This is a genomic window from Cyanobacterium sp. uoEpiScrs1, assembly GCF_947331815.1.
In the GTDB taxonomy this organism is placed as follows: Bacteria; Cyanobacteriota; Cyanobacteriia; order Cyanobacteriales; family Microcystaceae; genus Rippkaea.
In genome coordinates this window covers 182,765-196,148 of record NZ_OX373462.1, presented here as the reverse complement: position 1 = coordinate 196,148, position 13,384 = coordinate 182,765, and the positions used below count along the sequence as shown (strand labels likewise).

Sequence of the window (13,384 nt, the reverse complement as noted above, 5' to 3'; positions counted from 1 at the left end):
CAATATTGTTTATTGATTTATCTTTCTTCTATTTTTACTTCTGATTTTTAGTATTTCTATAGAGGGTAGGCAATGTTAGTCTCTTTTCAAGAGCTCCTTAATGAAGTCTATTTTAGGAGTGCCGTCTGACATTTTAACAGACTGCACCCATTAGGCAGTTAGCTGAGATTATCGCTGAGCTGGATGGAATTGAGTTTGAGCATAATCAATCTAGAATGCCGTTATAAAAGAGACTTACAGTGGTATAGCATGTTATTGCAAATTTTTTATCAGCCACAAGAATAGATTAAGTGGGAACTGACTTTGCTCTACCTTCTCTACACCTTGATCTGAACCCTATCAGCTGTTATCGTTATCGATACCCTGCAAATTACCGCTATTTTTTAACCAACAACCGGTTATTTAACTCAATAATTTATCTTAATAATCTATCCATTGTTTAAGTCACCTCCGGTTAAACTGTTTTTAGCAATTGCTTATGAGTGAGGATAAGTTCTCCTCATTAAGTCTAATAGGACCACTATTTTATAATGATTGGAATGAGCTAAGTTGAAGCCTACTTCTTCTATGCCTGAAGCGACAACTATATCAGCCATAACATAAGTAAAAGTCAGTAGACAAATCTTAGTCAATTTTCTATTTTTACTAATTCCCATCTTAGAAATGGCAATGTTAATGGCTACTTTAATAACTGTTGATATCCTATGGATAAAGATATTTAAAATTGTCTTTAGTACTTACATCACCGATTTCAATCCAAGTGTTTGCAAAGATTCTCATTTTGTACTTGGAGTTATACTCATTCTAGTTTAATCATCGATTTAGGGACTTCTCAAGTTAATTTTTTTATTTATACAAATCAGGCTGCTATTATTATCCTTATGATCACTGTAGCAACAGTTAACAAATGAGACTAGCTTCCGATAGATATTACATTATAAATTTAGTCTTTTGTTTATTAGTATGGAATGTAGATTAGTCTTACTTCCGGATTAGAAACATGTAAAGTGTTTACTGGATAGTCAAGAAAATGGTTAAATGATTTAAAACAAAATCAAAAACAATAAATATCGCCGATTGCAACTTATTTCTCTTGATAAAGACATTAATCTTCGGTGATTCTGATAGACTAATCCTAGTCAAGGTATTTATTTTCTATATTACTCAACAAGGAATTTTATAAATGGGATTAGTGATTAGTACCGTCAACATGAAAGGAGGGGTCGGTAAAACAACTCTTACAGTTAATTTAGCTACTTGCTTGGCTAAATATCATGGAAAACGAGTACTGGTGTTAGACTTGGATTCTCAAATCAGTGCTACTTTAAGTTTAATGTCACCTCATGAGTTCGCCAAAATCCGAAAAAAACGTCGCACATTGAGCTATCTACTGGATAACATGGTTCAACCCAATCCCTATAGTAAACTGGATGTTCATGACATAATCCAACCCTATATTTGCGATATAGAAGGGTTGGACTTATTGCCAGGAGACCTAGAACTTTACGATGAATATATCATCTCAGAAACTTTACATAAACAGGCAGCTATTGTAGGTAATTCTGACTTTAAAACGGCCTGGACCCATTTTGAAAGAGTTTTAATTGAGCAAATTATCAAATCAGTTGTTGATCACTATGATCTAATTTTTATGGATTGTGCTCCTGGCTACAATTTGTTAACGAGAAGTGGTTTAGCTGCTAGCCATTATTATTTACTTCCAGCACGTCCTGAACCCTTATCAGTTGTCGGAATACAGCTTTTAGAACGACGTATCGCTAGACTCAAAGAAAGTCATCAAAAAACTGATCCATTAAACCTAAATTTATTAGGCGTTGTGTTTATTTCATCAGGAGGGGGGTTACTTAGTCGTTATTATAACCGCGTTATAAAAAGGATTAAGCAGGATTTTAATCCTTTTCAGTTGTTTAACACCTCAATTCCTATGGATGTTAATGTAGCTAAAGCAGTTGATAGTTTTCGCCCTGTAGTGACGGCTATGCCAAATTCTAACGGTTCTAAAGCTTTTATTAAATTAACTGAAGAGTTTTTAGATAAGCTACTCCACTTGGCAAGATAGAAACTTTTTTAAAATTCAGGTTTAGAATAATTAATAATTCCCAAAATTATGTGAATAAAAAATAAAGACTTATGATAAAGGACGTAAACTTTAAATAAAGGTGTTAAATAAGTAGACATATAACAAGATTTGTCTAAAAATTCTATACAAAATATATATTTATTAATTTATACTATTTATAATAGGACCGAGAAATATAAGTTTACTTTAAAACATAAGGTTATATATATTTCGATTTTTAATCAATTATTAATACTAAGCTTATTAGATAATAGCTAAGTTATTTATAGTTTATTAAAATTTGGTTTCAATTACTTAATAAGTATTCTAATATCTACCTTAAATTAGTAAAATTTAGTAAAGATATAATTAGCTAATCAGACGAGTTGAGCAAGAACTATCCTAACAAGAGTAATTGTTTGTATTCTTAGAATTTATTATTTATTTTACTTTTATAAAAAACTTATTAGTATTTATCAAAATAAGTGTATGATTTATAATATTAGGTATTTCTCTCTTTTTAAGTTGTTAAAAACTAGTCATTTTTATGGTAGAGAAACCTCCTGAATTTCTTCAATTATAGATAACCAATTTTTTTCCGCTTTATTTAGTGTGATACTCGTGGACTGTTCCGGACCCAATAATTGAGAATAAGGGCAGTTTATTTGACAATTAATAGAATGGGGAAAATTAATATTTTCTTGGATATATTCATTTAACCAATTCTCAAATTTATTTAAAAGTACTTTTAAATCTTCATGATTTTGTTTATGTTTGTCTTTGTCATAAAAAAACGTTAAAGATTGCGGCTGACTTGGAAGTTTTACAAACCAATAAGTTATAGAAATCTGTTCAGGTAAATAGTCAGACGTTTCTACTAAAATATATAAATAAAGTCTAGTTTGCCAATTATTAGCTAATTTTTGAGGATTTTCTGGTTTAAGATAGGTTTTCCAGTCCAAAATCTCAGCTTTTTCCGGTTTAGCAATTAATAAATCATAAATAACAGTCAATAAATATCCTTTAAATTTAAGCGTACGAGAATGTTCAGCTTCTTTCCAACTATTTTGCGAAGGATTTCTCAAGCTAGGAACAGCATTAATTAATGCATTTAAAGAGTTCTGCATTTGTTTATCCTTAGCTACAAGTAAATCAACTGATAATCCTAATTCATACTGTTGCATTAGTTGATGAAATTGATTTCCCCAAGATAATTTTTCCTGTTTTTCTGGACTTAAAGGAGTTCCTAACTGTTCTAGATAAACACGTTGGAATTGAGGAGGACAAGTATCTAACAAATTCAAATGAGATTGAGATAAATGAATTAAACTAATATTATTCACTAAATATGATAAATAATGATTTTTTATTGACAAATTTAAAAGTATAAAGAATTGCAAATTTAGGATTAATATCTCACTCAATAAATATAAATAATATTTTTAGACTTACTAATATAAACTTTTTTAGTTTAGCAGATTTTAAGCACTGATTAATAGTTTTCTAGTTCACCAAATTAACTTGTTTAGATTGTCAAACATTAATCTAAATTTGTAAGGATAAAAATATACATTTTTTAACTGTTACTTCTATTTATAGTCTCATATTTCTATACTCTGGTTGCTCGATTAACAGTTTGTTCAATATCTCGAACTTTTTTTCCCCTCCATAGCAAACGAATAGGAGTACCTGGAAAACCTAATTGCTGACGAAATTGACCTTCAATATAACGGCGATAATTGTCATTAAATCGTTTTGGATCATTGACAAATAAAGCAATAGTTGGCGGTTGAGTAGATACCTGAGTTCCATAATAAATTTTCCCTTGTTTTCCTTGACGGTTTGTAGGAGGGGAATGCCAACTAACTGCTTCCTGTAAAACCTCATTAATTACAGCTGTACTCACACGACGGCAGTGTTCTTCAGCTGAACTTTTAACTAAACTGAGGACTTTATCAACTCGTTGACCAGTCATTGCACTTACAAAAATAATAGGAGACCATTCCATAAAATAAAGACGAGAAAATATCCTGGTTTTATACTCATAAATAGTGTAAGAATTTTTATCAATAGCATCCCATTTATTAACCAAAATTACAGCTGCACGACCTTCATCAATAATTCTGTTTGCTAATTTTAGGTCTTGTTCCGTTATTCCATCGATCGCATCAATTACAAATAATACAACATCAGAACGACGAATAGCTTTAAAGGAACGATTAATACTGAAAAATTCTGCTCCATATTCAACATTCTTTTTACGACGGATGCCCGCTGTATCAATTAATCGATAGTTTTGTCCACTCCTTTCAACCACTGTATCAATCGCATCTCTTGTGGTTCCTGAAATAGGACTGACAATTGCCCGTTTTTTTCCCAAAAAAGTATTTAACAAACTAGATTTTCCTACATTAGGACGTCCAATAATTGCTACATTAATTTCATTGGTACTAGTCAATTTTTTAGGATGAGGAAGATGGGTAATTAAATCATCTAAAAGTTCTCCTGTCCCACTACCATGGATTCCCGAAATTGGGTAAGGATTTCCTAATCCTAATTCCCAAAATTGTGCTGCTTGAATAGCTCCCTGTTCTACAGATTCACACTTATTAACAGCTAACAACACAGGAACAGGTTGTTGACGTAGCCAACTTGCAATTTCATGATCACCAGCTGTGGGCCCAGTTTTTCCATCTACAACGAAAATAGCCACGCTTGATTCATTTAAAGCGGTCATAGCCTGTTCTCGAATTAACGGCAAAAACTCCGTGTTATCTTCAAACACCAATCCTCCCGTATCCACTACCTGAAAGTCCCGATTTTGCCAAAAAGACAGTCGATAAGTACGATCACGAGTAATTCCTGGTTCATCGTGTACAATCGCATGCTGATCCCCTGCTAGTCTATTAACTAGAGTTGATTTGCCCACATTAGGCCGTCCGATAATGGCAACAATAGGTAGTGGCATAATTTTCTATCTCGATTCTGACTAAAAAATATTAACAAAATACACTTTCTTTATTAAGAATAAGTACACTTTGACTTATTTTCCATCCGGTAATTCTCTAAAACTAGTAACTTCTATATTCTACCAACGGAAAAATGAACAATAGTGATCTCAACATTAATAACATTTACTAGATATACGAACTCCCTCATCATTAGACTTGTGCCTATTCAAAAACGAGCTTGCTTATACATTAATAATGTACCCCGTTTATGACTCAATTAGTGAGGGTCATGTGCTAAAAGAAGATATCAATAATCTTTTTTATAATCTCCCATTTCCTTGAACTACATGTTTAAGGGTTGTGAACGTTTCTAGAGAAATAAGACCTCTATGGTGTCCTTTTTGATTGGAGACTCCCAAAAAGAGGGATTCTCCTTGCTTGGGATAACGAGAAAAACGAGGAGAAGCATTAATATAAACTAGTGCACTGTCAACTTCCATGGCAAATTGACGACTTTCTGGATAAGAATCTGTCACTAAACAATCAGCGTGTCCACTACTATATTGGTTGATCCAGCTAATTCCTTCAGGTAAATCATTAACTACTTTAAAAGCGATAATCTTATCAAGATAGGGGTTTTCCCATTCCGAAGATTTAACAGGGATGAGATAATCGGAAAACTCTGCCGATAACTGTTCATCACCACGTAATTGAAACCCCTTTTCTCGTAGAGTATTGAACAACCTCATTAGAATAGATGGATTTTGCAAGGGGCTAATTAAAACTTTTTCAATAGCATTAACAGGATCTGGTTTACTAGCGTGACTATCAAGAATCACCCATCGTATTAAGTCTAAATCTACGGTGGAAGACCAATAAAGATAACAATTTCCCATTGCAGGCTTAAGCACAGGAGCTGTCGCTAAACGAGTCACCTGATCAACTAAACTAGGACGGCCATAGGGCATTACTAAACTAAGATACTGATCCTGAGTTACTAAATCTTGAATGGAAGCCCCTTCATCCGCCGAAAGAACTTCCAGACAACCTCTCGGTAATTTGACTTCCTCAAGAGCAACTTGTAGAATCTCAGCAATAACAGCATTCGAATGAGTTGATGAGCCACAACCTCGTAGAATCAAACTGTTACCTGTTTTGAGACAAAAGCCTGCCATTATAGCCCCTAATTCTGGAAAAGTCTCGTAAATTAGAGTAATAACTCCTAGGGGCATCAGTTGACAATAGGTCTGAGATGCACTTAGAGGATAAGGTGCATGAAAGACTCGTCGAATTGGATCGGGAACTTCAGCTAAACGATCTAAAATGGAGACCACCTGATGAAGTCTTTCAGGAGTTAATTTGAGCCAGTCAATTAGGAGCTCCGGAACTGCCATTTCCCTACTCATTTCAAGATCAAGTGTATTAGCTTCCAAGATATCATCAAAGGCTTGGCTAATTCCTTGCGCCATAGCACGGATACCTTGGCTACGATGAACACTATCACTTGTTTCTAGAGCGAGAAAAGCCTTGTGAGCCCGTTGAACAGATGTCAAAAGTATGTTAGGGGAGCGTTCTATTGCCATAGAGTTTGCATCAACGCCGATAGGCTAATCAAAAAATTATTGCCGATAACGTTACTAGATAGTTCAATGGGAATAATTCAGGTTAATATACTGAAGACTAGCTAGCAATCGCAATGCTAACCAGAACCATCCAGTCAGGACCACTACAATTTTTGATTTTATTTGTAAAAAAGTATTTCCTCTGCTAAGTAGCATTCTTAGCCAGCAGCGATAGTTTGTCCAACACCAAGCTTGCCCAAACGAACAGCTTCTTGACGGAAGACGAACAATCCATCCATTGTCTTTAATAACGAATACTTCCCGATACTCACTGCAACCGAAAGACTCGGCAATAATGATCGGGCAGATATTTACTCGTAGCCAACAGGTACAGAAATATTCACTACTCAAATGAAATTCCGTAGACTCTTGGGATTGCACAAGTTTCAGTTTATTCCCTCTAAAATTAGCTGTTCCAAAATGTACGCTATTTATACAAAGCACAGTCTCTAATTCCTGGACTCCAATACTAAATCTTCGCTTAATCAACCCCTTTACGCCCCCTGCCTTAAGGCTATAGTTTATGATTTTCACCAATCTTAGAAGGCCAGCGGTCGTTGAGATATATCCTAAATGTCTGTTTAGACTTAACCAAAGCGGGTAACGCGATTCGAACGCGCGACATTCACCTTGGCAAGGTGACGCTCTACCGCTGAGCTATACCCGCAATTCTTTCTGCTAGCATAGCATTATCTCATAAACTTAAGCGAAATGTCAACTCTATTGTGGGATGTCACAAACTAAACCCCGTAGCCCAAGAGACTATATTTTAGTCTCCCCTATGTAGTAGTTTAGGAACAAGACACTGTGTAATATCTACGACGGTAACATTTGCAAGGTGTTTTCTGTGTTGCTATCCTAAAATTCTTTAGGATTCTGTGATCAAGAATAGCTACCGCGTTTTCTATGATATGTTTTATTTTATAGACAAGTCTTATTTAGACTAACTCAACAACTAAATTCGAGTAAATTCGAGCTATTAAATACTTTAAAAACACTTTTGACTCAGTTCACTATCAAGTATTCGTTAGTCGACTTTCAATGGGTGGATACTTGTCCAGGGAAATCTAAAAGAAATTATCGGTTAGCTAGAGTACCCTTATGTTGTTTACTCATGGTAATATTCAGAGTATTGTAGTGATTGATTTGAGGTACCCTATATGGGAGTCTGGATGATAACGGTCTGTATTCTTTTTGTTCTTGTTCGATTATTTGAATGGTTTCAAGGGTTTATGCTCCCCTTTCCTCTTTATCTTCTAGCTGGCGCTTTTTTAGCCATCACCTCTAATTATGAAAAGGGACTTGGCTCATTACTTGAACAAATGCGTACCGTATCCAAGTCTTCTCAGTAATATTAAACCACTTCATGAACGCTGACCCAAACGACTTTAAGCTAAAAATCAGAGAAAATAAATTTTTGGTAATCAACCCTAAAAGCTATAAAAAAAATAGTAATTGTATTTAAAAACCATTTAAACTCTAAGACTAGATGCCATCTTCATATTGCTATCTGTATGTTAGCCTATTGAAAAGGACCCCTTAGTCCATCTTTGAGACCAAATAAATACTTGGACGGAGTCTTTGCAGAAGCGGTTATTTTTTCATAAGTTTCTCTCATTTTGAGTCCCACCAATATTTGGAACAAACCCGTTCCATTATTAGCACCAGGATAATCTTTATGGTTAAGTAGCAATTCTGTCATTTCACCATAGTATTTTGTTCCAGTCTTACTAAGATGGCTTTCTACATAGATCATTTCTTTAATATTATCGAATTGACCATCTAATTCTAAGATAGAGACTTCATTTCCCATAAAATTATCTGGACCATAATACATCTTAATTCCTGGATAAGCACAAGTAAGTTTACGCCCACAGGGCCACCAAACAATAGTAGATCCTTCATCAAATAAATAAGCAGGTTCAAAATAAGCAATCCCTTCTTTTTCGATTAAACGTACTCTTAAGAGCCTACTTTTATGATCTTTGATTAGTTGAGTAGGTAAGACTTGGATAACGACATCTGCATATTGTTTCTGCGATTCAATATAAGCATTAAAATCAGGGGTTCTGGCATTAATCGAGTCCAGTACATCCTCGTAAGTATGACCACGTTCAGCCATATCACGCTGAATTTTCCAATTGATTTTAACTTCATTTCCAATGTCAAGATAAACACTAAAGTCAATTAATTCACGAACTCTATAATCATAGAGCGGATGTAACCCTTCAATGACAACCACGCTATTTGGCTCTATGTGTTCTGATGCCTCGATCATTCCAGTCTCATGATTGTAAATTGGTTTATTAATACCTTTTCCTGACTTAAGAGCTTTAATCTGCTCATACATTAAATCAAAGTCGTTAGCTTTAGGATTTAAGGCCGTTATTCCAGCTTGTTTTCTTCCTTGGCGGTCAAGACTATGGTAGTCATCTAGACAGATGACCGTCATGAACTCTGCACCAAATATATCTGTTAAGCGACGTAAAAAAGTTGACTTACCACAACCGGAATCCCCTGCGACCCCAATAAGAACTACACGGTCTAGCTGAGTGGACATAGTTCCCCCTAAATGCAAAACGCCAATTGTTAACTTGGCCTCTTTTCCATGTGATCGAAACGCCCCAAAAAGTGGAGCTTAAATCTGTGAACTACGGATAAGCTTTTTTACTGAAAAGATCACTCAAATGTTGGTTGTTATCAGCCAATATCCAACATCAGTCCCACAATTAGAACTTGTTGTGTTCTCACAAGACCACAACAAGTTCGAGTAAATTAAGTATATGGTAGTGAATCACCGAACATTAAATTTTGTGATTCTTCCGTTGCTCTTCAACCTATAAGTCGACCAGTTATGTCAAAGGATACAATTAGTCCCACAGTTCGACGACAGGCTGTCTCTTAATTCCGATGACACAAATACGGTACTGTAAAAATGTTTGATGTTAATTGAGCTTAATTTTAGCTATTTACCTACCATGCCATGATATTTGAATTGTATCATAAGCAACTACTATCTTTCATTTTAGAAATTACTTTGTACAGTATCAAAATTTATTAGAAAAAAAAGTGAGTATTGACTATTAATTTTCAAGAATTACTATAGTAATATGTTTGTTATTTTGTTGATTTGACATTTAAATTAAAATTGTTCAATTGTTAAAGCTTGCTAATAATGTATAACATGTTATGCATTATTAGTTATCTAATACTCAATAAAGTGTCTTTTCTATCTTTACTAAAATGTTTATATATTAACTTAATGTATTGTAATTCTCGTGATTTGTGTATCATAAAAACTTACAAATAAAATATTTGTTATCGAAACTAATTGCCAAATCGCCAAAATGATATACAAATCAATGAAATTATTTTAACTATATATCGATAGCAATTGAGTTAACTGATATATGAAATTTATTGATCAATTATAAACAAATTTAACTGAAATTAACTAAGCAACAATAATAATAATCTAGTAATTTTAGTTAAACAACCGAGACTATGATACTTTGTCTAAATAATATTAATCTTTAATTGTTCATAAATTCTATCCAAATATTATAAGTAAATGTTTATTTTCAAAGAAAATATAACTAATATATAACTGAAAGCAATCTAAATCTTTAAAGGATCCCCTCTAGTCTATTTCATACTTATCATAAAGAATTTGATAATAAGTATCTTTTCTAAAGTGTTAGTTACTCCAAAAAATTTAAAAAAGGACTGAGATAAAGCTGAGAGTATCCATAGTAATATCCTTTTTCAGCAGGGGATTGCATTTATTTTATCGCATTCCCTCTAAGATATTTTAGTCCCGAAACTAATTTCAGAGGACTGATAGCTAGGAGGTTCTATGTGAATCACCACCCGTACAGGACTAAAACGCTCTTCTAATCTCTCTTCTACTATTTCCGTAATACAATGAGACCCCTCCACATCTGGAGAATTTACGACCAAATGCATCTCAATAAATACTTGTCTTCCTAAGAGTCCCCGCGAAGCGATGTCATGACAATTGAGTACTCCAGGAACTCCCATAACAATCTCATGGATTGCTTCAGGAGCGATTACCATAACATCCACTAACCAAGGGACATTACTCCGTAGTACCTGCCAACCACTGATAAATACTAAAAACGCAACAGGAAAAGCTAATATAGCATCTAACCACTGAAGTTGCGGTAGATCTAACTGTCTTGCTTGCCAAATTCCGATTAATCCTCCCAGCACTATAATTGTTACCCAAATATCGCTCATAGTATGATAGGCGTCTGCTACTAAAATCGGACTTTTTAACCGTTTTCCAACACGACGTTCATAAAAAGCGACGAAAATATTAACACCTAAAACAATTAGCAAAATCCATATTTGCGCTCCAGAGACCCTAACTTCTTGACCACCGTAATAAATTCTTTTGATTGTCCCTTGAATAATTTCAAAACAGGCAATGCCTAAAAAGGCCACAATACCTAAGGTAGCCACTCCTTCATATTTCTGACGTCCATAAGGGTGATGACGATTAGGTTGAGGAGAAGACAAACTATTAGCAATTAACCCTAAAATATTATTGGCACTATCTGTAATGCTATGAATAGCATCCGCCTGTAAACTTAACGAACCAGTCATAATGCCTACTGTAGCCTTTAACCCCACCACAAATAGATTGAGAAATAGGGTGATGAGTAAGACCTGACGAACTTGAGAATGGTTATCTTGTACCACAGAGGTTAAATGAAGTGTTCAAGTCTTTGAGTCAGAGGTTTCTGACCTTTGTTCAGTTTTATTATACTGAGATTTTGCACTTCCTTGAAAACTTAACCTTTCATTTCATGAATTGGCTCAAAATTACTATTTCTTTCTCAAAAAGCTTGAAAATCTTGACTAGCTTTGACTGTACACTTGAATTGCATTTCTGAGGTTTCCTTGATACTTATCTAATAATTGTTGTCCCTGTTGAGCATCCAGTGCTTTCCAGTGCATCAATAATGCCAACTTTACTCGCTTTCCACTACTTTCTAGTAAAGTTTCGGCGTCTTCGCGATCTAACTCTGTAAGATCTTCTAATATTTTGAGAGCTCGATCATGGAGTTTACGATTAGTTACTGAAACATCTACCATGCGATTACCATAAACTTTCCCAAGACGTACCATAATTCCAGTAGATAGGATATTTAAGGCCATCTTGGTTACGGTTCCAGCTTTCAAACGAGTGGAACCAGCCAAAATCTCCGGACCAGTTATCAGGCGAATATCAACATCGACAATTATAGAAACCTGTTCAGCAGGAACACAAGTCATGGCGATAGTGGTTGCACCGCGCTCTTTTGCAGCTTCTAATGCACCATGAACAAAAGGAGTTGTTCCCCCTGCACTAATTCCCACAACCACATCTTTATCCACAATCTGATTTTGGATAATCGCAGAGGCTCCATCTTCTTTACAATCCTCGAGATTCTCTGAACTTCTCATTAAAGCAGAAGCTCCTCCGGCAATAATACCCTGTACTAGGTCAGGATGGGTACAGAATGTAGGGGGACATTCTGTCGCGTCTAAAACCCCTAGCCTTCCACTAGTTCCTGCTCCAACATAGAATAATCGCCCTCCTCGTCCCAAAGATTTTGCACTTATTTCGATAGCCTGAGCCAATTTTAGTCTGGCCTGAGCAATGGCTTTAAGAGTTTGAGCATCCTCGCGATTGAATAGATCGACTAACTCTATGGGACTTAACTGGTCTAAATTGTGACTATTGGGATTGATCTGTTCTGTCAGTAGATGGTCTCGTTTTTCTAAATAATCCATAGATTTGTTATATCAACTCTTCTAATTGGCGACGAATGCGATCTAATTCGTCAGAAGACATATCATGAGTCGTTTCTGGTAAATCCTTTTTTTTAGGAATTTCTTCATTTTTCCAATCAGTTTCTATATTTGTTTCTGGAGGAATGGCTAACATTCCTTCTTTAATTAATTCATAATCATAATCGGCTTTTTGACAAAACTCTTGAACTTCTCCTATCTCCAAAGGTTCAATGGACGGATGGGGGAAATCCTGAGCTTCGAGAAGTAAAGCATAGCGGGTAGCATCGTCTTCAGACTCAAACATTAAAACTTTGGTACGATCGCCCATTTGAATGGTGTGAATTCCTTCACTTTCGGTGCGAGCATTGTACAGTAGAACATAGATTTTAGCCATACAAACTCCTTCTTCCTTCAGTACATTCATTAATAACAGGTCCAGGATTCATCCTACAACAACTTAGTTTTTCTTGCTGACTTAATGTTAATTAAGGAGCGTGATCTACATCTACCCTGTTAAATATTTCTTGTTCCCATTGTTACAAGCTAACTATTTTTAGTGTAAACTTCAAAAAGTTAATATATAGATTTATGTTCTGATTTTCTAGTATTTTCAATTGAAATAAAAATTTTTGACACAATAGTATAAATAACTTTATGATAATAATCAATGAGAAAATATATTTAGGCTAACAAAATTAAAATATATATAACCTGTGTATATATATTTTAGTAACATACGCAACCAAATAAAATTAATTACATAAGACATCAACAACTTTAATTAGGTAAAAAACATTGCTGCGTTGCTAAATTTTATATCTTTTTAGAGAAAAATCCAGTAAGATAGTTGCTTATTTTTAGTAAAAAATACCAATAGCAAATTTAGTTCAATTAAAAGTTAAATTTATAGGTCAGAAAGTATTATCAAT

General features: G+C 34.5%; 10 protein-coding genes and 1 tRNA gene. 2 read left to right on the top strand and 9 right to left on the bottom strand.

The window, feature by feature from the left end; translation table 11 throughout:
* The first annotated feature begins 1,183 nt into the window (after positions 1 to 1,183).
* Complete coding sequence (locus tag OXU93_RS00665; protein WP_267383916.1) at positions 1,184 to 2,080, top strand: ParA family protein; 897 nt, start codon at positions 1,184 to 1,186, stop codon at positions 2,078 to 2,080.
* A 545-nt stretch (positions 2,081 to 2,625) separates the two neighbouring features.
* Here OXU93_RS00665 and OXU93_RS00660 read toward each other — a convergent pair.
* The 5 genes from OXU93_RS00660 to OXU93_RS00640 all read right to left on the bottom strand — a co-directional run bounded on the left by OXU93_RS00660 (position 2,626) and on the right by OXU93_RS00640 (position 7,320).
* Positions 2,626 to 3,423, bottom strand: coding sequence for a PD-(D/E)XK nuclease family protein (locus OXU93_RS00660; RefSeq protein ID WP_267383915.1), 798 nt, complete (start codon positions 3,421 to 3,423; stop codon positions 2,626 to 2,628).
* A 266-nt stretch (positions 3,424 to 3,689) separates the two neighbouring features.
* The gene (der, locus tag OXU93_RS00655; RefSeq protein WP_267383914.1) at positions 3,690 to 5,048 is read right to left on the bottom strand and encodes a ribosome biogenesis GTPase Der; all 1,359 of its coding nucleotides are present in this window, start codon (positions 5,046 to 5,048) and stop codon (positions 3,690 to 3,692) included.
* A 303-nt stretch (positions 5,049 to 5,351) separates the two neighbouring features.
* The gene (locus OXU93_RS00650; protein WP_267383913.1) at positions 5,352 to 6,614 is read right to left on the bottom strand and encodes a glutamate-5-semialdehyde dehydrogenase; all 1,263 of its coding nucleotides are present in this window, start codon (positions 6,612 to 6,614) and stop codon (positions 5,352 to 5,354) included.
* 63 nt (positions 6,615 to 6,677) lie between these two features.
* Positions 6,678 to 7,187 (bottom strand): hypothetical protein, encoded by a 510-nt coding sequence (locus OXU93_RS00645; protein WP_267383912.1) that lies wholly within the window; start codon positions 7,185 to 7,187, stop codon positions 6,678 to 6,680.
* A gap of 61 nt (positions 7,188 to 7,248) precedes the next feature.
* A tRNA-Gly gene (locus OXU93_RS00640) sits at positions 7,249 to 7,320 on the bottom strand.
* A 493-nt stretch (positions 7,321 to 7,813) separates the two neighbouring features.
* Here OXU93_RS00640 and OXU93_RS00635 point away from each other — a divergent pair.
* Positions 7,814 to 8,005, top strand: coding sequence for a hypothetical protein (locus OXU93_RS00635; protein ID WP_267383911.1), 192 nt, complete (start codon positions 7,814 to 7,816; stop codon positions 8,003 to 8,005).
* A gap of 170 nt (positions 8,006 to 8,175) precedes the next feature.
* Here the strand turns inward: OXU93_RS00635 and OXU93_RS00630 are convergent, their stop codons facing one another.
* From OXU93_RS00630 to OXU93_RS00615, 4 genes are all read right to left on the bottom strand, one after another.
* Complete coding sequence (locus OXU93_RS00630) at positions 8,176 to 9,213, bottom strand: phosphoribulokinase (RefSeq protein ID WP_267383910.1); 1,038 nt, start codon at positions 9,211 to 9,213, stop codon at positions 8,176 to 8,178.
* Positions 9,214 to 10,454: 1,241 nt separating this feature from the next.
* On the bottom strand, positions 10,455 to 11,378 hold the full coding sequence (locus OXU93_RS00625) for a cation diffusion facilitator family transporter (protein ID WP_267383909.1): 924 nt from the start codon (positions 11,376 to 11,378) through the stop codon (positions 10,455 to 10,457).
* Between the two features lie 159 nt (positions 11,379 to 11,537).
* Entirely contained in the window at positions 11,538 to 12,455 is a 918-nt protein-coding gene (murQ, locus tag OXU93_RS00620) for an N-acetylmuramic acid 6-phosphate etherase (protein ID WP_267383908.1), read from the bottom strand.
* 7 nt (positions 12,456 to 12,462) lie between these two features.
* Positions 12,463 to 12,849, bottom strand: a complete 387-nt coding sequence (locus OXU93_RS00615) for a DUF3110 domain-containing protein (protein WP_267384719.1) — start codon at positions 12,847 to 12,849, stop codon at positions 12,463 to 12,465.
* Positions 12,850 to 13,384 lie beyond the last annotated feature (535 nt).